Here is a 24,661-nt window from a genome sequence, read left to right as displayed (position 1 = left end):
GGCCGCGCATCCGCACGGCCCGGCTTCGATCGACGCGATCAGTAGTTGTAGGTGCCGTAGCCCGCCGACGAGAACGCGATCAGCGCGATGATCAGGATCGCCCAGGCGAACAGCGAGAACGCGATGCTGACGAAACCGGTGATGATGCCGGTCAGCCAGAATCCCTTCGCGGCGGGCTCCTTCTTGCGGCCGATGAAGCCGAGGATGACCGCGGCGACGCCGAACGGGAAGCCGATGCCCCACACCCAGCCGAGCACGACTCCGATGATGCCGCCCACCATCGACAGGATGCTGAGGATGGGCGACTTCGCCTGCGGAGCGTACGGCTGCGCGTATCCCGGTGCGGGCTGCCCGTACGCGGGGGCGCCGTAGCCGGGAGCGGCGCCATAAGGCTGCTGGCCGTAGGGCTGCTGCTGCTGCTGCTGGCCGTACGGTTGCTGGGGCTGCCCGTACGGCTGCTGCCCATACGGCTGCTGGGGCTGACCGTACGGCTGCTGGGGCTGGCCGTAGTCGGGGGCGGGCGGCTGCTGGCCGTACGGGGCCGCCGGGGGAACCGGAGCCGCCGGCGGGGCGGTGGGAGCTGCCGGCTCGGTGGGGGCGGCAGGAGGTACGGGAGGAACGGCCCCGGCGTTCTGATCTGGCGCGGGAGAGTTCGGGTCCGCCGGATCGGCGGGCGCATTCGGATCGGTCATGAGGCCAATCTCCTTTTGTCGAGAATCTGGTGTGGCGGTGCCGTCGTGGCAGGCTTCTCATGGGGTGCCGTCGAAAGCGTCCCCCCGGTCGGCCACGTCTCTAGAGTATTGCTTCGGCCAGGCGAACACAGGGTTGCGGCCGAATTGCATACCTGAGTACGACCCGCTGTCGCACCACGGCACCCCTCAGCGGGCGACCTGGATCTCCGTCGCCGGAAGGGTCGAATCGGCCCCGAACGAGAGGGCGCTCGGTTCACGCCCCGCCATGATCAGCTGGGCGCCGAGCGCCGCGATCATCGCGCCGTTGTCGGTGCAGAGGGAGAGGGCGGGGATGCGCAACTCGACCCCCGCGGCCGCCGCGCGTTCTGCGGCGACCTCGCGCACGCGGGCGTTGGCGACGACACCGCCGCCGAGCAGCAGGCGTGGCACGTCGTGGTCGTTGCACGCCGCCAGTGCTTTGGTGATGAGCACATCCACGACGGCCTCGCGGAAGCTCGCCGCGACGTCGGCGACGGGCACCGGCTCGCCGGCATCCTGCCGCTGCTCGACCCAGCGGGCGACCGCGGTCTTGAGCCCGGAGAACGAGAAGTCGTAGCGGTGAGCCTCGAGGTCTTTGGGTTTGGTGAGTCCGCGCGGGAAGCGGATCGCCTTCGGGTCGCCGCCGGCCGCCACCCGGTCGATCTGCGGGCCGCCCGGATACGGGAGCCCGAGCACTCGCGCGACCTTGTCGAAGGCCTCACCCGCAGCGTCGTCGATCGTCTCACCCAGCAGGAGGACATCGGACACCAGGTCGCGCACGAGCAGCAACGAGGTGTGACCACCCGAGACGAGCAGAGCGATCGTCGGCAGCTCGATCGGATGCCCGGGGCCGCCGGATGCGTCGAGCAGGTCGGCTCCGACGTGACCGACCAGGTGGTTCACCGCGTAGATCGGCTTGCCGAGCGAGACCGCGAGCGCTTTCGCCGCCCCGACGCCGACCATCAGCGCGCCCGAGAGCCCCGGCCCGCTGGTGACGGAGACCGCATCGATGTCGGCGAGGTCGATGCCCGCATCGGCGACGGCCGTGCGCAGCGCCGGGGTGAGCGCCTCGAGGTGCGCACGCGCCGCGACCTCGGGCACGACACCGCCGTAGCGGGCGTGCTCGTCCATCGACGACGCGATCGTGTTGGCGAGCAGCGTCGTTCCGCGCACGATGCCGATGCCGGTCTCGTCGCACGAGGTCTCGATGCCGAGCACCAGCGGGTTCTCGCGGTTCATGCGATGGTGGTCTCCGGGTCGGGGACGACGAGACGCATCACGAGTGCATCCACACCGTCGGGCTGGTAATAGCGAGGGCGCACGCCGATCTCCTCGAAGCCGAGCTGCCGATAGAGGGTCTGAGCGCCCGGATTGTCCGCGCGCACCTCGAGGAAGACCTCGCGCGCGCCCCGTTTGCGCGCTTCGCCGATCAGCGCCAGCATCAGCGTGCGACCGAGGCCGTTGCGACGGGCCGCCGGCGCAACGGCGATCGTCTGGATGTCCCCCTCGATGGCACCGCGCGGCGCGAGGAGCCCGGCATACGCGTCGATGCGCTCGGGATGCTCCGGCTCGAAGGCGACCAGGTAGTACCCATACTCCCCCGCGACCTCCGTGCGCATCGACTTCTCCGACCAGGCGTCGGTCGTGAACGTCGACTTCTCGAGCTCCATGATCGCAGGCACGTCGTCGAGCGTCGCCCGCCGCAACTGCCAGGTGGTCACGCGCTCACCCGCTTCGGGCCGTTCGAGAGGGTCACATCCGGCGACCGCAGGTACAGCGGCTCGTCGGCGGCGAAGGGGCGGCCGTTGGCGTAGAGGAGTTCTGCGAGCATCCCGAGGGCACCGGCCGACACCTGGTGCGCGTCGAATCGCGCGAGCGCCGGATGCGGCAGCGCGTCGGGCTTGGACAGCCCCGGCCCGTCCTCCCGGATCGGGAGCCCCGCTTCGTCGATGCCGACGTAGGCGGACCAGTACAGTTCCCGACGGCGCGCATCCGTCACGACGAGCAGGCCGCCCTCGTGGCCGGCGCCGTACCGCTCGAACGCGACCGCATCGTGGCTGACCACCGGGACGAGCGGCTTGTGCGCGCCGAATGCGAAGGCCTTCGCCGCGGCGATCCCGACCCTCAACCCGGTGAACGGACCGGGTCCCATTCCGGCGACGACGCCCGAGAGCGCCTCGACCGCGACGCCGGATTCGCGCAGCACCGCGTCGATCAGTTCACCGATGACCTCGGCGTGACGCATCGTGTCGGACTGGGAGCGCTCGGCCAGGACCCCGCCATCACGGTCGACGACGGCGACACTCGTGCCTGCAGAGGTGTCGATGGCGAGAAGCATGCTTCCAGCCTAGGCGAGCCAGCGAGGACCGTAGCCGGTGACGGTCACCCGCCGGGGCTCGTCGGCATCGAGGCCGTATTCGGTTTCGCCTTCCCCCGCGACCTCCTCCTCGATGTCCTCGTCCTCGCCGGGATCGTCGTCGTCCGCCAGCGGGGGCTGCTCGGTGCCGCCCGTCGGACGAGCGATGTCGATCTCGAGCCAGGACTCGGCGACGCCGTCGAGCATCCCGGAACCCCACTCGACCACGACGATCGACGTCGCGAAGTCGATGTCGAGATCGTCGAGTTCGAGAGCGCTGCTGAGCCGGTAGGCGTCGACGTGCACGAGGGGAGCGCCGCCGACGAGGCTCGGATGCGTACGGGCGAGCACGAACGTCGGGCTCGTGACCGGCCCGCGCACCTGCAGGCCGTCGCCGATGCCGCGCGTGAGGGTCGTCTTGCCCGCGCCGAGGGGACCGCTCAGCACGACGAGGTCACCGGGCTGCAGGATCGCAGCGAGCTCGATGCCGAGCGTGTGCATGTCGGCCGCGGCCGGGATGACCCGCGTCGCCGGCGGCCAGAGGTACCCGGTCACGTCCGACCCACGTAGGTGCGGCGAACGCGCGGGCCGATGCGGGTGACGATCTCGTAATTGATGGTGCCCGCGGCGTCGGCCCAGTCGTCCGCCGACGCGACGCCCGCGGCCGGGTCGCCGAAGAGCACGACCTCGTCGCCGACCGCGACGGCGTGGTCGCCGACATCGACCACGAACTGGTCCATCGCGACGCGGCCGCTGATCCGGAAGGGCCGGCCGCCGATCGTCACCGTCGCCCGGTTCGAGGCATGCCGCGGGATGCCCTCGGCATACCCGAGCGGAACCAGAGCGAGCGTCGTGGCGCTCTTCGTGCGGTACGTGTAGTCGTAGGAGACACCGGTGCCGCCCGTGACCCGCCGAACCGCGGCGACGCGGCCGCGCAACGTCATGACGGGCGTGAGCCCCAGGTCGGCGCTGCTCGCATCCTCGAACGGCGAGAGGCCGTAGATACCGATCCCGAGCCGCACCAGGTTGAAGCGGGCGTCCGGGATGCGCAGGGCCGCCGCCGAGGCGGCCAGGTGCCGCAGCTCCGGAGTGAGCCCCGCCGCCTCCGCAGCCTCGAGCCCGCGCGTGAATGCCTGGAGCGCGGCGGCGTCGTCGTGCGGCGAGGCGTTGGACACATGGCTGAAGATCCCGCGCACGACGATGTCGCCCGCGTGCTCCAGCTCTCTGGCGCGCACGAACGCGGGCTCCCAGTCGGGCTCGGAGATGCCGTTGCGGCTGAGGCCGGTCTCCAGCTTCAGCTGCACCAGGGCCTGTCCGTGGAGGCGACCCTCGGCGAGCAGGGCGCGGCGGGTGGCCGCCACCGCCTCGAGCTGGGACACCGAACTCACACCGATGTCCACGCCTGCTGCCACGGCCGGCGCGAAGTCCGCATCCGGATCATGCAGCCAGGCGAGCAACGGCGCATCGATTCCAGCGTCACGCAGTTGCATCGCCTCGGTCAGGTCGGCGACGCCGAGCCAGTCGGCACCGCCCGCCAGGGCGGCACGGGCGCACTCGACGGCGCCATGGCCGTAGGCGTTCGCCTTCACGACCGCCATCACGTGCTCGGTGCCGACCACCGCACGCAGGTGGGCGACGTTCGACGCGAGCGCGCCGAGGTCGATCACGGCTTCGCGGAAGACCGCTGACTCAGCCACGGTCGTCCCGCTCGGTGATGACGAACGCCGTCGCGACGCCGGCATCGTGGCTCATGGTGACGTGGATGTGCGTGATCCCCCGCTCGCGCACATCCCGTTCGATCTCGTTGTGCAGCACGAAGCCGGGGTTCCGCTCATCGTCGGGAACGATCTCCAAGTCGTGCCAGCGCATGCCCTCCGAGCCGCCGAGCGCCTTGATCAAGGCCTCCTTGGCCGCGAACCGGGCGGCGAGCGAATGCACCGGCAGGCCGCGCTCGGCTTCGGTGAACAGCCGCTCGCGCAGCCGGGGCGTGCGCTCGATCGCGAGGGTGAACCTCGCCAAATCGACCACGTCGACCCCGATGCCCGCGATCATGTCGACCGTGCTATTCGACCGTGACCGACTTGGCCAGGTTGCGGGGCTGGTCGACGTCGAGGCCCTTGGCGGCCGAGAGCTCCATCGCGAAGATCTGCAGGGGGACGACGGCGAGCAGCGGCTCGAACAGCGGCTCGGCCAGCGGGATGCGGATGACCTCGTCGGCGAACGGCAGCACTGCGGCGTCACCGGCCTCGGCGATCGCGATCACGCGGGCGCCGCGGGCGCGGATCTCCTGGATGTTCGAGACGACCTTCTTGTGCATCTCGTCGGACCAGCGCGGGCTGGGCACGACGACGAACACGGGCTGACCCGGCTCGATGAGCGCGATCGGGCCGTGCTTGAGCTCACCGGCCGCGAATCCCTCGGCGTGGATGTACGCCAGCTCCTTGAGCTTGAGCGCGCCCTCGAGGGCGATCGGGTAGCCGACGTGACGCCCGAGGAAGAGTACGGAACGCGTGTCGGACATCCACCGGGCCAGCTGGGCGATCGCCTCGTGCGACTCGAGAACCGTCGCGATCTTGCCGGGAACGGCGGCGAGCTCGTCGATCGCTTCGCGCTGCGCTGCGTCGCTGAGGGTTCCGCGCACACGGGCGAGGTGCAGGCCGAACAGGTAGAGCGCTGTGATCTGCGCGACGAACGCCTTGGTCGACGCGACGGCGACCTCGGGACCGGCGTGCGTGTAGAGAGCGGCATCCGACTCACGCGGAATGGTCGCGCCCTGGGTGTTGCAGATCGAGATCGTCTTCGCGCCCGCCTCACGGGCGTACTTGACGGCCATCAGCGTGTCCATGGTCTCGCCGGACTGGCTGATCGAGATGACGAGCGTGCTGTCGCTGATCACAGGCTCGCGGTAGCGGAACTCGTGACTGAGCTCGACCGAGACGGGAACGCGCGACCACTTCTCGATCGCATAGCTGCCGACCATGCCGGCGTACGCGGCCGTGCCGCAGGCGATGATCGTGATGCGGTCGATGCCGGCGAGCAGCTCGTCGCCGACGGCCTCCAGCTCAGGGATGTGCACGGCACCGTCGACGAGGCGGCCACGCAGGGTGTTCGCCACCGCATCCGGCTCCTCGGCGATCTCCTTCGCCATGAACGACGACCAGCCGCCCTTCTCGGCGGCGGACGCATCCCAGGCGACCTCGAACGGCTCGACCTCGACGGGCTCGCCGGAGAAGTCGGTGACGCTGACCGAGTCGGGGGTGATCGTGACGATCTGGTCCTGACCGATCGCCATCGCGTTGCGGGTGTGCTCGACGAAGGCGGCGACGTCGGAGCCGAGGAAGTTCTCACCGTCGCCGAGACCGATCACGAGCGGCGAGTTGCGGCGGGCGCCGACGACGACGTGCGGCGCGTCCTGGTGCAGGGCGAGGAGGGTGAACGCACCCTCCAGACGGGAGACGACACGGCGGAAAGCCTCGTTGAGGTCGCCGGTGGCGCGGTACTCGCGGCCGAGGAGCACGGCGGCGACCTCGGTGTCGGTCTCCGACTCGAAGGAGAACCCTTCGGCGAGCAGCTCGTCTTTCAGTGCAGAGAAGTTCTCGATGATGCCGTTGTGGATCACCGCGAGGCGACCGTCGTCGCCGAGGTGCGGATGCGCGTTGCGGTCGGTCGGCCCGCCGTGCGTCGCCCAGCGGGTGTGGCCGATGCCCGTGCCGCCGTTCGGGATGGGGTGGCTCTCGAGGTCTCCGCTCAGCGCCGAGAGCTTGCCCGCCTTCTTCGCCGTGTGGAGGGCTCCATCGGGCGCGATGATCGCGATCCCGGCGGAGTCGTACCCGCGGTACTCCAAACGCTTCAGCCCACCGAGGAGCACCTCGAGGCTCTTATCCGTACCGACGTACCCGACGATTCCACACATGCACCCGATTTTAGCCTGGGCCGACGCCCTAGACTTGACGCCTATGGCGGAGCACGGCACAGCACAAGGCGGATCCACAGGCAACGGCGACTCGTCCCCCTTCGTGGAACTGTCCCGCTCCGACTGGGCCGAGTTGGCGCAGAGCACCCGGCTTCCCCTGCAGGAGACCGAGATCGTGCAGCTCCGCGGGCTCGGCGATCCCCTCGATATGCGCGAGGTCGAGGAGGTCTACCTGCCGCTGAGCCGGCTGCTCAACCTGTATGTAGGCGGCGCCAAGCAGCTGCACCGGGTCACCAGCCAGTTCCTCGGCGAGCGGGCGGCGAGCACGCCGTTCGTGATCGGCGTCGCGGGGTCGGTCGCGGTCGGCAAGTCCACGATCGCCCGCCTGCTGCGCGAACTGCTCTCGCGCTGGGACGACACGCCTCGTGTCGAACTCGTCACGACCGACGGGTTCCTGCTGCCCAACGCCGAACTCGCGCGTCGCGGCCTGATGGAGCGCAAGGGCTTTCCCGAGTCGTACGACCGGCGCTCCCTCCTGCGCTTCGTGACCGCGGTCAAGAGCGGCGCTCCCGAGGTTCGCGCGCCCTTCTATTCGCACCTCAGCTACGACATCGTGCCCGACGCCGAGATCGTCGTGCGCCGTCCGGATGTGCTGATCGTCGAGGGGCTCAACGTGCTCCAGCCCGCCGGTGGCGGCAACCGTCTCGCCGTGAGCGACCTCTTCGACTTCAGCGTCTACGTGGATGCGCGCACCCGGGACATCGCCCGCTGGTACGAGGAACGCTTCCTCAAGCTGCAGCGCGGGGCGTTCGCCAACCCCAAGTCGTTCTTCCACCGCTTCGCGGAGCTCACCGAAGAGCAGGCGCGCGAGCGGGCCGCCGGCATCTGGGCCGGCATCAACGAGCCCAACCTGATCCAGAACATCCGGCCCACCCGCTCCCGCGCCAAGCTGGTGCTGCGCAAGGATGCGGACCACACGGTGAGCTCGGTCCTCCTCCGCAAGCTCTGAGCCCGGCGTCTGCGCTTGAGGCTGTTAAGCCACAAGCCTTGAAGCTCTGGATCGTTCGACTGGGGTGCCGTAGTCATGAGGTATGCCCGCCTCCCGCTCCCGTGCCGCCGAGCTCTTCGGCGCCCGCGTGCGCGAGGCCCGGGTCGCCCTCGGCTTGAGCCAGGAGGACATCGCGCACCTGGCCGACATGCACGTCACCAACTACGGCCGGGTGGAGCGCGGCGAGGCCAACTCCGAGCTGCACACGATCGTGCGGCTGGCGACGGCGCTCAACGTCGACCCCGCGAAGCTGCTCGCCGGTCTCTACGGTCCCGAGATGCTGCCGGGGCGCGCACGCGCGTACTCGGTCGTCGACTTCCTCGCCGCCCAGAAGGCCGCGGACCAGAAGTAGCCCGCGCCGCCCCCGTCATCGCACGAGGGGTCGGTCGTGTCGGCGGCTAGAGCGCCAGGCGTTCCCGCACGACGTCGGCGAGCTCGTGGGAGAGACGCTCAGCGGTCTGCTGATCGGCGGCCTCCACCATGACGCGGACGAGCGGTTCGGTTCCGGATGGGCGCAGCAGCACCCGTCCGGTGTCGCCGAGCGCGGCCTCGGCCGCCTCGACAGCCGCCTGCAGCACCTCGTCGGTGTGCACGGCGTGGTGGTCGACGTTCTTCACGTTCACCATGAACTGCGGGTACACGGTCATCGCCTGCGCCAGTTCGGCGAGCGACTTGTGCTGGCGCGCCATCTCGCTGAGCAGGTGCAGCCCGGTGAGGATGCCGTCGCCGGTCGTCGCGAACTCGCGCATGATGACGTGACCGGACTGCTCGCCGCCGAGGGAGAAGTCGTGTTCGTTCATCTCTTCGAGCACGTAGCGGTCGCCCACGGCCGTCTCGACGACGCGGATGCCGTTCTCGCGCATGGCGAGCTTGAGGCCCAGGTTGCTCATCACCGTGGCGACGAGGGTGTCTTCACGGAGCTTGCCGCGGTCTTTCATGCCGAGCGCGAGGATCGCCATGATCTGGTCGCCGTCGACGATGTTGCCGTTCGCATCGATGGCGAGGCAGCGGTCCGCATCGCCATCGTGGGCGATACCGACGTCGGCGCCCGCGGCGAGCACGGCCCTCGCCAGGTTGTCGAGGTGGGTGGAACCGACGCCGTCGTTGATGTTCATGCCGTCGGGCGAGTCGCCGATGACGGTGACGCGAGCGCCCGCATCGGTGAACACCTCGGGCGAGACGCCGGCCGCGGCACCATGGGCGCAGTCGAGAACGACGTGGATGCCGTCGAGGCGGTGCGGCAGGCTCGCGAGGAGGTGCACGACATAGCGGTCTTCGGCGTCGGCGAAGCGACGGATGCGTCCGACAGCCGCGCCGGTCGGCGCGAGCTTCTCGAGGCCCAGGTGCTCCTCGATGCGGTCTTCGACCTCATCCGGGAGCTTCGTGCCGCCGCGGGCGAAGATCTTGATGCCGTTGTCGGGCGCCGGGTTGTGCGATGCGGAGACCATGACGCCGAAGTCGGCGTCGCTGTCCGCGATCAGGAACGCGACCGCCGGGGTCGGGATGACACCGGCGTCGAGCACATCGATGCCCGAGCTCGCGAGGCCCGCCGAAACAGCGGCGGAGATGAACTCGCCTGAGACCCGCGGGTCGCGGGCGACGATCGCCACCGGGCGTTTGCCGGCGGCCCGCCGCGCCTCGGCGCTGCGGCCTTGCGTCAGAACAGCAGCAGCTGACTGAGCAAGACCGAGCGCGAGGTCGGCGGTGAGTGAACCGTTTGCGAGTCCGCGGACTCCGTCGGTTCCGAAGAGACGAGGCATGGACCGGAGCCTAAGCGCTCGGGGCGCTTAGCGCTTGGAGAACTGCGACGCCTTGCGGGCCTTCTTGAGACCAGCCTTCTTGCGCTCGATGACGCGAGCGTCACGAGTGAGGAAGCCGGCCTTCTTGAGGATGGCACGGTTGTTCTCGCGGTCGATCTCGTTGAGCGCACGAGCGATCGCCAGACGCAGAGCGCCCGCCTGGCCCGAGGGGCCGCCGCCGGTGATGCGGGCGACGACGTCGTAGCCGCCGATGAGGTCGAGGACCTTGAACGGGTCGGTGATCAGCTGCTGGTGCAGCTTGTTGGGGAAGTAGTCGGCGAACTCACGGCCGTTGACCGTGATGGTGCCGGAGCCCGGAACCAGGCGCGCGCGGGCGATGGCCTCCTTGCGGCGGCCGACGGCCGCACCGGGAACGGTGAGGACGGGACGCTGGGCCTGGGGGGCCTCGCTGGCCGGGGTCTCGGTCGAGTAGGACTCGACGTTGTCGGCCTGAGCCGACTCGATGCTGTCTGCGATCTTCGCCACGATGGTGGTAATCCTTGTCTCTTCTAAGTCAGAAAGGTCTGTCGGCGCGCTACTGCGCGACCTGGCCGAGGGTGTACGGCTTCGGCTGCTGGGCGGCGTGCGGGTGCTCGCTGCCCGTGTAGACCTTCAGCTTGCGGAGCTGGGCGCGGCCGATCGAGTTCTTGGGGAGCATCCCGCGAACAGCCTTCTCCACGGCGCGGATCGGGTTCTTCTCGAGGAGCTCGGCGTAGGTGACGGCCGAGAGGCCACCCGGGTAGCCCGAGTGACGGTAGGCCTTCTTCTGGGCTGCCTTGGCACCGGTCAGGGCGACCTTCTCGGCGTTGACGATGATGACGAAGTCACCGCTGTCCATGTGGGGAGCGAAGGTGGGCTTGTGCTTTCCACGGAGGAGAGCGGCGGTGTGGCTGGCGAGACGGCCGAGCACGACGTCTGTCGCGTCGATGACGACCCAGTCGCGCTGGATCTCGTCTGCCTTCGGGGTGTAAGTGCGCGTCACAGTAGTGGCTGCTTTCTGTATCGAACGGAGGTGTTCGTGAATCCCACTCCAGGGCGGTTCTCAGCTCGATGAGGCGAGAACCGAACGTTCGGAGGGCTCACGTTCGTGTGTCATGCCGCAGAGGCACGGACACCAAGGGTCTATAGTACGCGAGCCCGCTCGGCCCCGTCAAACGCGGCCGCATCCCGTTCGCCCGCAGGTCGCCGTGCATTCGCCGCCCGGCAAGCTCGCGGCTACCCGCCGATCCTAGCGTTGCGCCCGTGCCCATCCCTCCGAACGTCGTCGCGGTCATCCCTGCGCGCGCAGGATCGAAGGGCATTCCCGAGAAGAATCTGGCCAGGGTCGCGGGAAGGCCCCTCATCGCCCGTGCGGTCGCCGCCGCCGTCGCCGCCCGCACGATCGACTCGGTGTATGTGACCACGGACGGCCCCGGCATCGCAGCCGAGGCGAAGCGCGCGGGCGCCCAGATCGTCGATCGCCCGCAGGCGATCGCCGGCGACCTCGCCACCTCCGAGTCGGCCCTCCTGCACGCGCTCGACCTCCTCGCCTGCGACGGCGTCGAGCCGGATGTGCTGGTCTTCATCCAGGCCACCTCGCCGTTCATCGACCCCGACGACCTGGACGCAGCCGTCGAGCGGGTGCGGTCGGGCGACGCGGACGTAGTGTTCTCGGTGGTGCGGTCGCACGCCTTCCTCTGGCGGATGCTGGACGGCACGGCGACGGCGGTCAACCATGACGCAGCGACGCGTCCCCGCCGCCAGGACAGGGAACCCGAGTATCGGGAGACCGGCGCCTTCTACGTCATGGACGCCCGCGGCTTCCGCGAGCACGGGCACCGCTTCTTCGGGAGGGTCGCAGTCGCCGAGGTCTCCGCGACCGGGTCGATCGACATCGACGATCCCGCGGACCTGCTCGCCGCCTCCGCGATCGCCCCTCTGCTCGGCACCACCGACCGGATCGACGTCGATGCGGTCGTCACGGACTTCGACGGCGTGCACACCGATGACCGCGCATCCGTGCACACCGACGGCACCGAGACCGTCGTGGTCAATCGGCGTGACGGGATGGGCGTGCGGCTGCTGCGTGAAGCCGGCGTGCCGGTGCTGATCCTCTCGACCGAGACCAATCCCGTCGTCGCGGCGCGCGCGGCCAAACTGCGGGTCGAGGTACTGCACGGCGTCGACGACAAGGCGACCGCGCTCCGTGAGTGGGCGGCCGCATCCGGAATCCCCCTCGACCGCGTCGCCTATCTCGGCAACGACATCAACGACCTCGGAGCCCTCGGCATCGTCGGCTGGCCCCTCGCGGTCGCGGATGCGCATCCCCTCGTCATCGGCGCGGCACGCAGAGTGCTCGATCGCCGTGGCGGCGACGGCGCCGTACGCGAACTCGCAGACCTCGTCCTCATCCAACGGAGCGGAGCATCATGACGGTGACAATCGGACGTTCGACCATCGGCGGCGGCGCGCCGGCGTACCTGATCGCGGAGATCGGGCTGAACCACAACGGCGACGTCGACATCGCCAAGCAGCTGATCGACGTGGCCGCCGATGCCGGCGCCCAGGCGGTCAAGTTCCAGAAGCGCACCCCCGAGATCTCCACCCCGGAGCACATGAAGGCCGTGCCGCGCAGCACGCCCTGGGGCGAGATGACCTACCTCGAGTACCGCTACCGGGTGGAGTTCGACCGCGACCAGTACATCGAGATCGGCGACCACGCGACGATGCGCGGGCTGGACTGGTTCGCGTCCCCGTGGGACGGGCCCTCGGTCGACTTCCTCGACAGCCTCAACGTCGTGGCCTACAAGATCGCGTCCGCGTCGGTGACCGACCTGAGCCTGCTCGCGGCCGTCGCGGCAACCGGGAAGCCGGTGATCCTCTCGACCGGGATGTCGACGATCGAGCAGATCGACCGGGCCGTGGAGACGCTGGGAACCGAACGTCTCGTGATCCTCCACGCGACCTCGACCTACCCTCTGCCCGCCGAAGAGGCGAACCTGCGCATGATCGCCACCCTCGGCGACCGCTACCCCGGGATTCCCATCGGGTACTCGGGCCACGAACCGGGCCTGCAGATCTCGCTCGCGGCCGTGGCACTCGGCGCCGCCGCCGTCGAACGGCACATCACCCTCGACCGCACGATGTGGGGATCGGACCACGCCGCCTCGCTCGAGCCCCAGGGGCTCAGCCACCTGGTCCGCGACATCCGCATCATCGAGACCGCGCTCGGCGACGGCGTGAAGAAGATCTTCCCCGGTGAGCTCGCACCGCTGTCGAAGCTGCGACGGGTGGGAGCCTGAGCGTGCCGCGCCGCGTTCTGGGCATCGTCGACACGGACTCGTTCGCGAAATGGGGAGCCCACCTCCTGTCGGCGTCCCCCGTCGAATGGGAGCTCGACATCGCGACGGTGGCCACCCCGGTCTCCGCGAGCCGTGCGCAGCTGGCGTCGGCGTTCCGCGGCGTCGATGAGAGACTCGCCGCGTCGGTGCGCACGCTGCCGGCGACTCGCAGCGTCGACGATGTGGTGGAGCGCATCCGCCTCGACCCACCGGATGCGGTGCTCGTCGCCACGCTCGGACCGGTCGCCGAGCTGCTCATCGACGAGATCCACCGCCGCGTGACGCCGCGGCCCGTGCTGATCACGGGCCTCCCCGGCATCTCCTACCCGGCCAAGTGGAAGGGATTGTTCCTGCGCGCCCGCGCCGACCTCTTCGTGCTGCACAGCCGCCGGGAGGTGCGGGAGTACACCGCCCTCGCCGAAGACGGCGGGGTCGTGCCGCACTACGGGCTCGCGACGCTGCCGTTCATCGACGGCGAGCGCGACCGGGCAGGGCGGGATGCTCCCGCGGCTCCCGCGGCGCTCCTCCGCGACAGCGTCGTGTTCGCCGCCCAGCCGAGCGTTCCGGCGGCACGCGAAGACCGGGAGCGGATCGTCGGCTGGCTCGCTGCCACGGCGACCGCGCACCCGGACTGGCGGGTCGTCATCAAGACCCGGGCGGTGCGGGGCGAACAGCAGACGCACCATGAGACGTTCCCGTACGCCGAGCTGCTTCCGGCTGACGCTCCCGCGAACCTCGTCGTCGAGACCGGGCCCATGAGCCAGCACCTCGATCGCGCGCTCGCACTCGTGACCGTCAGCTCGACCGCGCTGATCGAGGCGATCGGCCGGGGCATCCCGGGGCTGGCGCTCACCGACTTCGGCGTCTCGCGCAGCATGATCAACGAAGTCTTCGTCGGCAGCGGCCTGGACGGCACCTCGGCCGATCTGGTGGCGGGCCGCTTCCCCACCGTCGACTCCGGCTGGCTGGACGACAATTACTTCCACCCCGCCTCGTCCGACGATTGGGCGGCGCGGGCGGCCCGGCTCTTCGAGCTGCGGGACCGCGGCGAGCTCCCCCGGCGTGCGGTGGTGCGCCAGAGCCGTGGTGGCGCGCTGAGACGCGCCTGGGAGCGCAAGATCGCTCTCGGCGCGAACGACCGAAGCGGCCTCGGACGGATAGCGCTCGCGATCGGCACACCGATCCGCGGCACGAAACGCCTCACCCGCCGTGTGCTGCGCGCGCTCCGAGGGGCGCAACCCTCGACTCCTCAGAGCTGAGCCCTGGGAGCGTCAGAGCGAGCGCAACGCCCGCGTCTGCTCCGCGCGGATCGCCAGCCCGATGTCGTCGGGGTAGCCCACCTGCATCAGAGTGAGCCCACGGGCCGGCATCACGCGGAACGCGCTGGTGCGCTCGCGCTCGTCGCGAAGCGTGACCAGGTCCTCGACCCCGAGCTTGTCCTCGCCCACGGTCACGCAGCCGCCGACCAGCGCGCGCACCATGCTGTGGCAGAACGCATCCGCCTTCACCTCCGCCACGAGCACACCGTCGGTGTCTCGGCGCCAGCCGAACCCGAGCAGGGTGCGGATCGTCGTCGACCCTTCCCTGGGCTTGCAGTAGCTGGCGAAGTCGTGCAGTCCGAGCAGGCTCAGCGCCGCCGCATCCATCGACTCCACATCCAGTTCGGTCGGCACCCACGCGGTGCGATGGCGCTGGAGCGGGTCGCGCAGCGAGAGGCTGTCCGCGACTCGGTACTCGTAGCGGCGCCACAGCGCCGAGAACCGTGCATCGAATCCTTCGGGAGCCTGCGCGGCGGCCGTCACCACGATGTCCGGAACCGGGCCCAGGATGCCGTTGACCCGGCGTGCGAGCGCGGTCCCCGCATCCGTCACCACCGCCTTGCCCCTCGGCTTGAGCAGCGCTGCGACCTGCTCGCCGGTCAGGTCGACGTGCGCGACCTGACCCACGGCGTGGACGCCGGCGTCGGTTCGCCCGGCCACGATGAGGGAGGGCGGTGCACCGTACCGGCGGAAGATCGTGGCGAGGGCGGACTCGAGCTCGCCCTGCACGGTGCGCAGGCCCGGCTGCAGAGCCCAGCCGTTGAAATCCGTGCCCTGGTAGGCGATGTCGAGCCGGAATCGGGTCGTCGCCTGGGTCGTCACGGAGACAATTCTAGGCAGACCACGAAGCTGTCAGCATGCGGTTGTTAGGGTGGAGGCTTCGTCCCGCTACACCCGGCCTCCCATGACTGTCACGACTACTCCCCAGCGCCTCCCGATCCCTCTCGCGATCGACCCCGATGCGGTCGCCACGCGCCCTGCTCCCGGCGCGCGGCACTACGCCGGGCTCGACGGTCTGCGGGCGATCGCGGTCGCCGCCGTGCTGGTCTACCACCTCTTCCCCGGGCTGCTGCCCGGGGGTTTCATCGGGGTCGACGTCTTCTTCGTGATCAGTGGCTTCCTCATCACCAGCCTGCTCATGCGTGAGCGTGCGACGACCGGTCGCATCGACCTCAAGCGGTTCTGGGTGCGGCGGGCGAGACGCCTGATGCCCGCGATCGCACTGCTCGTCGTCGTCTGCTCGACGGCTGCCCTCTTCGTCGGCGGGGACGTGCTCGTCGGCCTCGGCCGGCAGGTGCTCGGAGCGGCGACGTTCAGCGCCAACTGGCTCTCCATCGCAGCCGACAGCAGCTACTTCGCCCGGGATGCGCCCGAACTGTTCAAGCACCTCTGGTCGCTGGCGGTCGAGGAACAGTTCTACCTGGTGTGGCCGCTCGTGATCCTCGCGCTCGCCCTCCTGCGCGCCTGGTGGGCGAGGCTCGCCATCGTAAGCGCGGTGGCCGTCGCATCCGCTGTCGCGATGTTCGTGCTCTACACGCCGGGCGGAGACCCGACGCGCGTGTACTTCGGCTCCGACACCCACAGCTTCGGCCTCGCTGCCGGCGCCGCCCTCGCCCTCGTGGTCGCCCGCCTACGACCGCTCCACCTCGACGCGGGAGAGACCGCCCTGCAGCTGTTCGCGCGACGCTGGCTTCCCACGCTCGGCCTCCTGTCGCTCGCGGGGCTGGCCTGGGCCGCCTGGGCCCTGCACGACGACGCGACCTTCACCTATCGAGGCGGACTGGTGATCGTCAGCGTGCTCACCGCACTCGTGATCTTCGCTGCGGTCATCCCGGGAGCGCGGTTCGGCCGGATGATCGACCTGCGCCCCCTGCGCTACCTCGGCGTGCGCTCCTACGGCCTCTACCTCTGGCACTGGCCCGTCTTCGTGCTCGCGTGCGCGCTCGTGCCCGACGAGCACGACCCGGCGATGTCCGCTGTCGTCGGGTTGGCGTCGCTCGCCATCGCCGTCGCCGCGACGCTGCTGTCGTATCGCTGGCTCGAGACCCCCATCCGGCGGTACGGGATGATCGGGGTGCTTCGCCACGCCCGCCGCCGGATGCGCGCATCCGCCCCCGCCCGCATCACCGGCATCGCGCTCACCGGCGTCGCCGTGCTGCTCGTCGCGGGCACGGTCGCCGCCATCGCCGCCGCCCCGGCTGCCACCGGCGCGCAGGCCTTCATCGAACGCGGCAAGGCGTCACTGCGGCAGTCCGCGACGGGTCCCGCCGACCCCGCCGGCAAGCCCGAGTCCTCCCGAAGCGATCTGCGCATCCCGCCCGACCCGCATCCCGTCGCCACCGGCGCTGACATCTCCGCGTTCGGCGATTCGGTCATGCTCGCGTCCGCCCCCGCGCTGCAGGAGAAGCTGCCCGGCATCGCGATCGATGCGGTCGTGTCCCGCCAGATGAGCAAGGCCCCCGACCTCGTCGAAGCGGCCAGAACGGCAGGAACGCTGCGCAAGGTCGTGCTGGTCGGGCTCGGAACCAACGGCTCGACCTCTGCCGACACGCTCGACCGCCTGCTTCTCGCGGCGGGTCCGGACCGGCAGCTGATCGTCGTCACCGTGCAGGCACCGCGGCCCTGGACCGACGGGGTGAACACTGCCCTCCGCGACTTCGCTGCCGCGCATCCGACGAGAGTCACCCTGTCCGACTGGCAGACCGCGATCGCGCCCCACCTCGACCTGCTGGCCTCCGACCAGATCCACCCGGGCCTGAGTGGCGGGCGACTCTACGCGGATGCGCTGCACCAGGCGCTGATGAGGCTCGCGGAGCACTCGTCGGTGCGAGTCGCCGACCCGTGGGACCAGGCAGGGCCGCGCCCGCAGTGACCCCGGCGCTCAGAATTCGCGGATCAGGCAGGTCTCCGAGTTGGTCTGAGTGAAGCCCATCCCCGTGTAGAGCCCGAACGCACCCGTCGGATTCTCCGCATCCACGTCGAGTGTGACCTTCTCCCAACCGAGGTCGGCGCAGGCTTGCAGCGTCCGGCCGAGCAGAGCGGGTGCGATCCGCTTGCCCCGCCACGCTCGCGTCGTTCCGACCATCCCGATGTACGCGCCCGTGAAGCCCTGGCTCTCCCAGTCGTCCTCGGTGACCTGGCAGAGCACGAACCCGACGACCTCGTCGCCGTTCTCGCCCTCCGCGACGGCGAGGAACGAGATGTCCGGTCGAAAGGTCCCGCCGAGCCACGACGTCCACTGCTCCTCGCTCAGCGGCTGACTGGCCCAGTGGTCGCGAAACGAGTCGGTGCGGGCGGCGAGTGTCGCCGCAGACCACTCCGGCGAATAGGGCACGATCCGGATGCCCTCCGCCGGCTCCACCGTCGGCACGGGTTCGCGCAGCTCCCGCTCGAGCGCCACGAAGTAGCGCGCGACGCGGAAACCGGCGCGCTTCAGCAGGTGTACGTTCTGCGGCGCGCGCTCGTCGGCGTAGGCCAGTATCCAGGCGGGCAGGGTCTTGTCGGAGCCGGCGAGCTGCTGCTGGGCGCGCGCTTGCTGCCACGCCAGGAGTTCGCGTCCGATCCCGAGACCGCGGAACTCGGGATGCACGCCGCCGTTCAAGAACGAGCGCACCAGGGTCTCCTGCAGCGGCGGCATCACCACGATCGTCGCCGCGACCGCGCGACCGTCCGCCGTGAACGCGATCAGCGAATCCCTTTCGAGGTCGACGAACGAGTAGCCCATCTCCTCCTCGACCTCCTCACGGGTGGCCAGCCAGTTCGGATGGTCCGCCGCGTCGATCGACTGCTGCAGCCCGACGACGACGTCGAGATCCTCCGCGGTGAGGGGACGCCATTCGGCGATGAGCGGATGCTGCGGCTGGTACGTGGCCGGGGCGTGCATCCTCTCGCGCACCGGTTTCAGGTCGTCGGTCGTCTCGGACATGCCGACAGCCTATTGGTCGCGCGAGCCGACACGCGGAACAGCGAAGGGCCCCGCATCCGAAACGGATGCGGGGCCCTTCGCTGACCTGCAGGAGAGGGACTAGGCCTTCTCGGCCTCGGCCTCAGCGGTGGTCTCCTCCGACGCGGTGGCGTCAGCGGTGGACTCCTCGACGACCTCGGCCTCAGCGGCCTCGGTCTCGGCCGAAGCCTCGACGGGGGTCTCCTCGGCGGCGGTCTCCTCGACCGGCGTCTCCTCGACCGGCGCGGCGGCCGGAGCTGCCTTCGACGACGACTTGGTCGACTTCACCTTCGGGGTGACGGGCTCGAGCACGAGCTCGATCTGCACCATGGAGGCGTTGTCGCCCTTGCGGAAGCCCAGCTTGGTGATGCGGGTGTAGCCACCCTCGCGCTCCGCGAGGAGCGGCGCGATCTCGGTGAAGAGCTCGTGCACCACGCCCTTGTCGTGGATGACGGTGAGCACGCGGCGACGGGCGTGCAGGTCGCCACGCTTCGCGAACGTGATGAGACGCTCTGCGAGCGGACGAAGGCGCTTCGCCTTGGTCTCGGTCGTCTTGATGCTCTTGTGGGTGAACAGCGCTGCGGCCAGGTTGGCGAGCATCAGGCGCTCGTGCGCGGGACCGCCTCCGAGGCGGGGGCCCTTGGTGGGCTTAGGCATGATCGGTTATCTCCAGTGTTGAAAGTCGGTGTTGATCGGTGACGTCGTCAGAAGACGAGTCTCAGATGTTGGTCTCGTCTTCTTCGTAGCCGCTGTAGAAGTGGGCGCCGTCGAAGCCGGGCACCGAATCCTTGAGCGACAGACCCATCTCGGTGAGCTTGTCCTTGACCTCGTCCACCGACTTCTGACCGAAGTTGCGGATGTTCATGAGCTGCGTCTCCGAGAGCGAGACGAGCTCGCTGACGGTGTTGATGCCCTCACGCTTGAGGCAGTTGTACGAGCGGACCGAGAGGTCGAGATCTTCGATCGGCATCGACAGCTCCGAGCTGAGAACGGCGTCGACCGGCGCCGGGCCGATCTCGATGCCCTCTGCAGCCGTGTTCAGCTCACGGGCGAGGCCGAACAGCTCGGTCAGGGTGCGACCGGCAGAAGCGATGGCGTCGCGCGGGCTGATCGCCGGCTTGGTCTCGACGTCGACCACGAGGCGGTCGAAGTCGGTGCGCTCACCGGCACGGGTGGCCTCGACACGGTAGGTGACCTTCAGAACGGGCGAGTAGATCGAGTCGATCGGGATCTGGCCCGCTTCGCTGTACTCGTTGCGGTTCTGGGTGGCCGACACGTAGCCGCGGCCGCGCTCGATGGTCAGCTCGACCTCGAACTTCGCCTTGTCGTTCAGCGTGGCGATCACGAGCTCGGGGTTGTGGATCTCCACACCCGCCGGAGCCGAGATGTCGGCCGCGGTGACCTGGCCGGAGCCGGTCTTGCGGAGGTAGGCCGTGATCGGCTCGTCGTGCTCGCTCGAGACGACGAGACCCTTGATGTTCAGGATGATCTCGGTCACGTCTTCCTTGACACCCGGAACGGTGCTGAACTCGTGCAGAACACCGTCGATGCGGATGCTCGTCACGGCAGCGCCGGGGATCGAGGAGAGGAGGGTGCGGCGGAGCGAGTTGCCGAGCGTGTATCCGAAGCCCGGCTCGAGCGGCTCGATCACGAACCGCGAGCGGAACTCGGAAATGTTCTCTTCGGCGAGCGTAGGACGCTGTGCAATGAGCACTGTTTATTCCTTTCGGCTAAGTGTCCGCTATATGACACTTGCGTGAGTTAGGTATTGAGTTGTCGCACGTAATCGGCGACGACCGCTTCGCGGCCGCCGCCGATTGCGGCGGAAGAGAACGTGCTTAGACGCGGCGACGCTTGGGCGGGCGGCAACCGTTGTGCGCCTGCGGGGTCACGTCGTTGATCGAACCGACCTCGAGACCGGCGGCCTGAAGCGAACGGATCGCCGTCTCGCGACCCGAGCCCGGGCCCTTCACGAAGACGTCGACCTTCTTCATGCCGTGCTCCTGGGCCTGACGAGCGGCCGACTCTGCGGCGAGCTGTGCGGCGAACGGGGTCGACTTGCGCGAACCCTTGAAGCCGACGCCACCCGAGGATGCCCAGCTGATGACCGCACCGGTGGTGTCGGTGATCGAAACGATGGTGTTGTTGAACGTCGACTTGATGTGGGCCTGGCCCACGGCGATGTTCTTCTTCTCTTTCTTACGCGGCTTGCGAACGGCCGACTTGGGTGCTGCCATGATTTCTCCTGAATCCTAAAGGCGAGGCTGCTGGCGGAGGCCTAGCGAGCCTTCTTCTTGCCGGCCACGGTGCGCTTCGGGCCCTTGCGGGTGCGAGCGTTGGTCTTGGTGCGCTGTCCGCGGACCGGGAGGCCCTTGCGGTGGCGGATACCCTCGTAGCTGCCGATCTCGACCTTGCGGCGGATGTCGGCGGCGACCTCGCGTCGGAGGTCACCTTCAACCTTGAAGTTGCCTTCGATGTAGTCGCGGAGAGCGACGAGCTGGTCGTCGGACAGATCCTTGACGCGGATGTTGCCGTCGATCGAGGTGTCGGCAAGGGTCTTCAGTGCCCGAGTGCGGCCGACGCCGTAGATGTAAGTGAGTGCGACCTCCACGCGCTTCTCGCGCGGGATGTCAACGCCTGCTAGACGTGCCATTGTGGCTTTCTCCTGTGAGTGAGTGGAGGTGTGGGACGACTCCGGTGCTCCGGCCTCCAACCGGGGGTGTCCCCTGCTCGCGCAGGTTCTGGAATCGCCTTTTCATCGATGTTGAGTTGTGGAGCCGGGGTGTGCCGGCTGACTGCGATCAGCCCTGGCGCTGCTTGTGGCGCGGGTTCTCGCAGATGACCATGACCCGTCCGTTGCGACGGATGACCTTGCACTTGTCGCAGATCTTCTTGACGGAAGGCTTGACCTTCATAGTTGTTTCGTACCTTTGTTCGCTGTCCTCGTACCGCGCCAGGGGCTACCCGGTGGCGCGGCCGTTACTTACAGCAGCCTTTACTTGTAGCGGTAGACGATCCGGCCGCGTGTCAGGTCGTAGGGGCTCAGCTCTACGATCACCCGGTCCTCGGGGAGGATCCGGATGTAGTGCTGACGCATCTTGCCGGAGATGTGGGCAAGAACCTTGTGGCCGTTCGTCAGCTCGACGCGGAACATCGCGTTGGGCAGCGCTTCGACAACAGATCCTTCGATCTCGATGACACCGTCTTTTTTGGCCATAGCCTCACTGTCGCTAAAAGTATTGTTTGCTGGTCGTGCGTAGAGATGGTGACGGCACGCAAAAGCGCGCCCAAGACACCAAGGATCAATCTTAGGTGATTCAGCTGCGTTTCGCCAATCGGAGTGTATGATTCCGATTCGCCGGAGGAACGGACGCTACGCGATCGGCGTGGGAGTGATCCCGAAGGGGGCCAGCCCGGCGGCGCCGCCGTCGTGCGCGGTCAGCACCCAGATGCCGTCCTTGTGCACTGCGACGCTGTGCTCCCAGTGGGCGGCTGCTTTACCGTCTTCGGTGGCGACGGTCCAGCCGTCGTCCTTCACGTAGGTGTCCGGGCCGCCGAGTACGACCATCGGCTCGATCGCGACGACGAGACCCGGCTTCACTTCTGGGCCTTTGGCGCGCACGCGGTAGTTGAACACCGGCGGCTCCTCGTGCATCCGACGCCCGATGCCGTGTCCGATGTAGTCGGTCAGGATGCCGTACTCGCCTTGCGAGAGGATGTAGTCCTCCACGGCCTCCCCCACCTCGTTGAGGTGGCTCGCCGTCGTCAGTCTCGCGATGCCGCGCCAGAGCGACTGCTCGGTCACGTCCGAGAGCTTCTGACGTTCGGCGACGACCTCGGGGCGGGCCGGGTCGGGCAGGACGAAGCTGCGCGCCGCATCCCCGTTCCACCCGTCGAGGATGGCGCCGCTGTCGATCGACACGATGTCACCGGGCTGCAGTATGCGCCCACCGGGGATGCCATGTACGACCTCGTCGTTCACCGACGAGCAGATCGTGTGGTGGTAACCCTGCTCGAGCTTGAAGTTCGACGTGCCGCCGGCAGCGATGATCGCCTGCTCGGCGATGGCGTCGAGCTCGAGGGTCGACACTCCCGCCGCGATCGCGTTCTGCACGGCCTCGAGCGAGGCGGCGGTCGCGAGTCCCGGCGCCACCATCAGCCTGAGCTGTGCGGGCGACTTGTACAACGAGCGCTTGAAGACCAAGGAGCTCTATGCCACCGACTCGTCGGAGACGGCGTGACGCGCGCCCACCGGGTTGATGCCCCGTTCGGAGAGTGCGGCCTTGATACGGCCGGCGACCTCGTCCATGTCACCGAGACCGTCGACCTCGACGAGCAGGCCGCGGTCGCGGTAGACGTCGATCAGCGGGGAGGTCTCGCGCAGGTAGACCTGCTGACGGTGACGGATGGCGTCTTCGGAGTCGTCTGCGCGACCCTGCTCTTTGGCACGCTTCGTCAGGCGGGAGACGATCTCGTCCTGATCGGCGACCAGCTGGATCACGGCTTCGAGCTTCTGACCCTTGGACTCGAGCAGCTCGTCCAGGTAGCGCACCTGGTCGAGCGTGCGGGGGTAGCCGTCGAGGAGGAACCCGGCCTGCGCATCCTGCTGCTCGAGGCGGTTCTTCACGAGCTCGTTGGTGAGCGTGTCCGGAACGTAGTCGCCCGCATCCACGATCGCCTTGACCTGAACGCCGAGCGGCGTCTGGTTCTTGATGTTCTCGCGGAAGATGTCGCCGGTCGAGATATCCGGGATCCCGTACGCGCTGGTGATGCGGCCCGCCTGCGTGCCCTTGCCTGCCCCGGGGGGCCCCACGATCAGCATTCGGGTCATCGCAGCAACCCCTCGTAGTGCCGTTGCTGGAGCTGGGAGTCGATCTGCTTGACCGTCTCGAGTCCGACACCGACGATGATCAGGATCGAGGTGCCACCGAACATGAAGTTCTGACTCGCCCCGATGAGGGCGAACGCCACAAGGGGTATCAGTGCGATCAACCCCAGATAGATCGCACCGGGGAGGGTCACTCGGGTCAGCACGTAGTCGAGGTACTCGGCAGTGGGGCGACCTGCTCGGATGCCCGGGATGAAGCCGCCGTACTTCTTCATGTTGTCCGCGACCTCCTCGGGGTTGAAGGTGATGGCCACATAGAAGTACGTGAAGCCCACGATCAGGAGGAAGTACAGGAGCATGTAGAGCGGGTGGTCGCCCTTGGTGAGGTAGTTGGTGATCCACTGCACCCACGGGGCAGGTGCCTGACCCGCCGGCGGCTGGTTGAACTGCGCGATCAGTGCGGGCAGGTACAGCAGCGAGGACGCGAAGATCACGGGCACGACACCGGCCATGTTGACCTTGATCGGGATGTACGTGTTGTTGCCGCCGTACGTGCGTCTGCCGACCATCCGTTTGGCGTATTGCACAGGGATGCGCCGCTGCGACTGTTCGACGAACACCACCGCCATCACAATGAGCAGTCCGATGGCGATCACGATCAGCAGGGTCTCGATGCTCTGCGACTGCGCGATGGCGATCAGCGAGGTCGGGAACTGAGCCGCGATCGACGTGAAGATCAGCAGGGACATGCCGTTGCCGATGCCGCGCTCGGTGACGAGCTCGCCCATCCACATGATGAGGCCGGTGCCGGCGGTCATCGTGACGACCATCAGCATGATCGCGTACCAGGAGTCGTCGGTGATCAACTGGGTGCACTGCGAGACCGCCGTGGTGCCGAAGAGGGCGCCGCTGCGGGCGACGGTGATCAGCGTGGTGGACTGCAGGACGCCGAGCGCGATCGTCAGGTAGCGCGTGTACTGCGTGAGCTTGGCCTGACCGGCCTGGCCCTCCTTGTAGAGGGTCTCGAAGCGCGGAATGACCACGCGCAACAGCTGCACGATGATCGACGCGGTGATGTACGGCATGATGCCGAGCGCGAAGATCGAGAGTTTGAGGAGCGCGCCACCTGAGAACAGGTTGACGAGCGAGTAGAGACCGGAGGTGTCCTGGTTGGCGTTCAGACACGCTTGCACGTTGCCGAAGTCGACGAACGGCGCCGGGATGAACGACCCGAGACGGAACAGGGCGATGATGCCCAAAGTGAAGAAGATCTTCCGGCGAAGATCTGGCGTGCGGAAGATCCGCGCGACGGCGCTAAACAAGTTGCGTCCTGCTTTCCTGTAAGGAGTCAGCCGGGTGACCAGATGACCTGATCACCCGACTGCACTACTTTACGGGGTCGAACTGGGCCTCGCGGCCCACGCG

28 protein-coding genes are annotated in these 24,661 nt (G+C 68.5%); 6 read left to right on the top strand and 22 right to left on the bottom strand.

Translation table 11 applies throughout. The features are described 5' to 3' along the window. Nucleotides 1–38: 38 nt before the first annotated feature. The 8 genes from ACFVV0_RS10185 to glmS all read right to left on the bottom strand — a co-directional run bounded on the left by ACFVV0_RS10185 (nt 39) and on the right by glmS (nt 6,979). Entirely contained in the window at nt 39–692 is a 654-nt protein-coding gene (locus ACFVV0_RS10185) for a DUF4190 domain-containing protein (RefSeq protein WP_387062025.1), read from the bottom strand. A gap of 186 nt (nt 693–878) precedes the next feature. Beyond that, on the bottom strand, nt 879–1,949 hold the full coding sequence (tsaD, locus tag ACFVV0_RS10180) for a tRNA (adenosine(37)-N6)-threonylcarbamoyltransferase complex transferase subunit TsaD (protein ID WP_387062022.1): 1,071 nt from the start codon (nt 1,947–1,949) through the stop codon (nt 879–881). Next, entirely contained in the window at nt 1,946–2,431 is a 486-nt protein-coding gene (gene rimI / locus ACFVV0_RS10175; protein ID WP_387062019.1) for a ribosomal protein S18-alanine N-acetyltransferase, read from the bottom strand. Before rimI ends, tsaD begins: the two co-directional genes overlap by 4 nt. Continuing rightward, nucleotides 2,428–3,048 (bottom strand): tRNA (adenosine(37)-N6)-threonylcarbamoyltransferase complex dimerization subunit type 1 TsaB, encoded by a 621-nt coding sequence (gene tsaB, locus ACFVV0_RS10170; RefSeq protein WP_387062017.1) that lies wholly within the window; start codon nt 3,046–3,048, stop codon nt 2,428–2,430. The genes rimI and tsaB overlap by 4 nt, the downstream gene beginning before the upstream one ends. A gap of 9 nt (nt 3,049–3,057) precedes the next feature. Continuing rightward, nucleotides 3,058–3,567: a tRNA (adenosine(37)-N6)-threonylcarbamoyltransferase complex ATPase subunit type 1 TsaE gene (tsaE, locus tag ACFVV0_RS10165; RefSeq protein ID WP_387063516.1), complete on the bottom strand. Its 510-nt coding sequence runs from the start codon at nt 3,565–3,567 to the stop codon at nt 3,058–3,060. 50 nt (nt 3,568–3,617) lie between these two features. Continuing rightward, the gene (alr, locus tag ACFVV0_RS10160; protein ID WP_387062013.1) at nt 3,618–4,808 is read right to left on the bottom strand and encodes an alanine racemase; all 1,191 of its coding nucleotides are present in this window, start codon (nt 4,806–4,808) and stop codon (nt 3,618–3,620) included. Beyond that, entirely contained in the window at nt 4,756–5,118 is a 363-nt protein-coding gene (locus ACFVV0_RS10155; RefSeq protein ID WP_387062010.1) for a holo-ACP synthase, read from the bottom strand. Before ACFVV0_RS10155 ends, alr begins: the two co-directional genes overlap by 53 nt. A 10-nt stretch (nt 5,119–5,128) precedes the next feature. Continuing rightward, nucleotides 5,129–6,979, bottom strand: a complete 1,851-nt coding sequence (gene glmS, locus ACFVV0_RS10150; RefSeq protein ID WP_387062007.1) for a glutamine--fructose-6-phosphate transaminase (isomerizing) — start codon at nt 6,977–6,979, stop codon at nt 5,129–5,131. Nucleotides 6,980–7,022: 43 nt separating this feature from the next. Between glmS and coaA the strand changes: the two genes are divergently transcribed. Next, nucleotides 7,023–7,988, top strand: coding sequence for a type I pantothenate kinase (gene coaA, locus ACFVV0_RS10145; RefSeq protein WP_387062005.1), 966 nt, complete (start codon nt 7,023–7,025; stop codon nt 7,986–7,988). An 82-nt stretch (nt 7,989–8,070) separates the two neighbouring features. Continuing rightward, nucleotides 8,071–8,379: a helix-turn-helix domain-containing protein gene (locus tag ACFVV0_RS10140; protein ID WP_387062002.1), complete on the top strand. Its 309-nt coding sequence runs from the start codon at nt 8,071–8,073 to the stop codon at nt 8,377–8,379. A 46-nt stretch (nt 8,380–8,425) separates the two neighbouring features. Here ACFVV0_RS10140 and glmM read toward each other — a convergent pair whose 3' ends face one another. Genes glmM through rplM form a run of 3 tightly spaced genes read right to left on the bottom strand, consistent with a single transcriptional unit; the run spans nt 8,426 to nt 10,808 of the window. Further along, nucleotides 8,426–9,787 (bottom strand): phosphoglucosamine mutase, encoded by a 1,362-nt coding sequence (gene glmM / locus ACFVV0_RS10135; protein WP_387061999.1) that lies wholly within the window; start codon nt 9,785–9,787, stop codon nt 8,426–8,428. 27 nt (nt 9,788–9,814) lie between these two features. Then, nucleotides 9,815–10,312 (bottom strand): 30S ribosomal protein S9, encoded by a 498-nt coding sequence (rpsI, locus tag ACFVV0_RS10130; RefSeq protein ID WP_387061996.1) that lies wholly within the window; start codon nt 10,310–10,312, stop codon nt 9,815–9,817. 49 nt (nt 10,313–10,361) lie between these two features. Continuing rightward, complete coding sequence (rplM, locus tag ACFVV0_RS10125; RefSeq protein WP_387061993.1) at nt 10,362–10,808, bottom strand: 50S ribosomal protein L13; 447 nt, start codon at nt 10,806–10,808, stop codon at nt 10,362–10,364. A 260-nt stretch (nt 10,809–11,068) separates the two neighbouring features. Between rplM and ACFVV0_RS10120 the strand changes: the two genes are divergently transcribed. Genes ACFVV0_RS10120 through ACFVV0_RS10110 form a run of 3 tightly spaced genes read left to right on the top strand, consistent with a single transcriptional unit; the run spans nt 11,069 to nt 14,405 of the window. Then, nucleotides 11,069–12,238, top strand: coding sequence for a cytidylyltransferase domain-containing protein (locus ACFVV0_RS10120; RefSeq protein ID WP_387061990.1), 1,170 nt, complete (start codon nt 11,069–11,071; stop codon nt 12,236–12,238). Beyond that, entirely contained in the window at nt 12,235–13,107 is an 873-nt protein-coding gene (locus ACFVV0_RS10115; RefSeq protein ID WP_387061987.1) for an N-acetylneuraminate synthase family protein, read from the top strand. Before ACFVV0_RS10120 ends, ACFVV0_RS10115 begins: the two co-directional genes overlap by 4 nt. Nucleotides 13,108–13,109: 2 nt before the next feature. Further along, a complete protein-coding gene (locus ACFVV0_RS10110; protein ID WP_387061984.1) occupies nt 13,110–14,405 on the top strand; it encodes a DUF6716 putative glycosyltransferase in 1,296 nt (431 codons plus the stop codon). Between the two features lie 12 nt (nt 14,406–14,417). Here the strand turns inward: ACFVV0_RS10110 and truA are convergent, their stop codons facing one another. Then, a complete protein-coding gene (truA, locus tag ACFVV0_RS10105; RefSeq protein ID WP_387061981.1) occupies nt 14,418–15,287 on the bottom strand; it encodes a tRNA pseudouridine(38-40) synthase TruA in 870 nt (289 codons plus the stop codon). Nucleotides 15,288–15,369: 82 nt separating this feature from the next. Between truA and ACFVV0_RS10100 the strand changes: the two genes are divergently transcribed. Beyond that, nucleotides 15,370–17,337, top strand: a complete 1,968-nt coding sequence (locus ACFVV0_RS10100; protein ID WP_387061978.1) for an acyltransferase family protein — start codon at nt 15,370–15,372, stop codon at nt 17,335–17,337. 9 nt (nt 17,338–17,346) lie between these two features. Here ACFVV0_RS10100 and ACFVV0_RS10095 read toward each other — a convergent pair whose 3' ends face one another. The 10 genes from ACFVV0_RS10095 to secY form a co-directional block, all read right to left on the bottom strand. Beyond that, entirely contained in the window at nt 17,347–18,390 is a 1,044-nt protein-coding gene (locus ACFVV0_RS10095) for a GNAT family N-acetyltransferase (protein WP_387061976.1), read from the bottom strand. 99 nt (nt 18,391–18,489) lie between these two features. Next, nucleotides 18,490–19,065, bottom strand: coding sequence for a 50S ribosomal protein L17 (gene rplQ, locus ACFVV0_RS10090; protein ID WP_387061973.1), 576 nt, complete (start codon nt 19,063–19,065; stop codon nt 18,490–18,492). Nucleotides 19,066–19,126: 61 nt separating this feature from the next. After that, nucleotides 19,127–20,122: a DNA-directed RNA polymerase subunit alpha gene (locus ACFVV0_RS10085; RefSeq protein ID WP_387061970.1), complete on the bottom strand. Its 996-nt coding sequence runs from the start codon at nt 20,120–20,122 to the stop codon at nt 19,127–19,129. Nucleotides 20,123–20,246: 124 nt separating this feature from the next. Next, nucleotides 20,247–20,645, bottom strand: coding sequence for a 30S ribosomal protein S11 (rpsK, locus tag ACFVV0_RS10080; protein ID WP_055821293.1), 399 nt, complete (start codon nt 20,643–20,645; stop codon nt 20,247–20,249). 41 nt (nt 20,646–20,686) lie between these two features. Then, complete coding sequence (rpsM, locus tag ACFVV0_RS10075; protein ID WP_387061967.1) at nt 20,687–21,061, bottom strand: 30S ribosomal protein S13; 375 nt, start codon at nt 21,059–21,061, stop codon at nt 20,687–20,689. A gap of 148 nt (nt 21,062–21,209) precedes the next feature. Continuing rightward, nucleotides 21,210–21,323 carry a 50S ribosomal protein L36 gene (gene rpmJ, locus ACFVV0_RS10070; RefSeq protein ID WP_021759549.1) on the bottom strand — a complete coding sequence of 38 codons (114 nt, stop codon included), beginning with the start codon at nt 21,321–21,323 and terminating at the stop codon, nt 21,210–21,212. Nucleotides 21,324–21,403: 80 nt separating this feature from the next. Beyond that, nucleotides 21,404–21,625 (bottom strand): translation initiation factor IF-1, encoded by a 222-nt coding sequence (gene infA / locus ACFVV0_RS10065; RefSeq protein WP_021759551.1) that lies wholly within the window; start codon nt 21,623–21,625, stop codon nt 21,404–21,406. A 156-nt stretch (nt 21,626–21,781) separates the two neighbouring features. Beyond that, nucleotides 21,782–22,612 (bottom strand): type I methionyl aminopeptidase, encoded by an 831-nt coding sequence (gene map / locus ACFVV0_RS10060; RefSeq protein WP_387061963.1) that lies wholly within the window; start codon nt 22,610–22,612, stop codon nt 21,782–21,784. Nucleotides 22,613–22,618: 6 nt separating this feature from the next. Further along, nucleotides 22,619–23,239 carry an adenylate kinase gene (locus tag ACFVV0_RS10055; protein WP_387061960.1) on the bottom strand — a complete coding sequence of 207 codons (621 nt, stop codon included), beginning with the start codon at nt 23,237–23,239 and terminating at the stop codon, nt 22,619–22,621. Next, nucleotides 23,236–24,558: a preprotein translocase subunit SecY gene (gene secY / locus ACFVV0_RS10050; RefSeq protein WP_387061956.1), complete on the bottom strand. Its 1,323-nt coding sequence runs from the start codon at nt 24,556–24,558 to the stop codon at nt 23,236–23,238. The genes ACFVV0_RS10055 and secY overlap by 4 nt, the downstream gene beginning before the upstream one ends. Nucleotides 24,559–24,661: the final 103 nt, after the last annotated feature.

The organism is Leifsonia sp. NPDC058230 (genome assembly GCF_042882245.1).
Taxonomy (GTDB): domain Bacteria; phylum Actinomycetota; class Actinomycetes; order Actinomycetales; family Microbacteriaceae; genus Leifsonia.
This window is presented reverse-complemented; position numbering and strand designations above follow the sequence as displayed.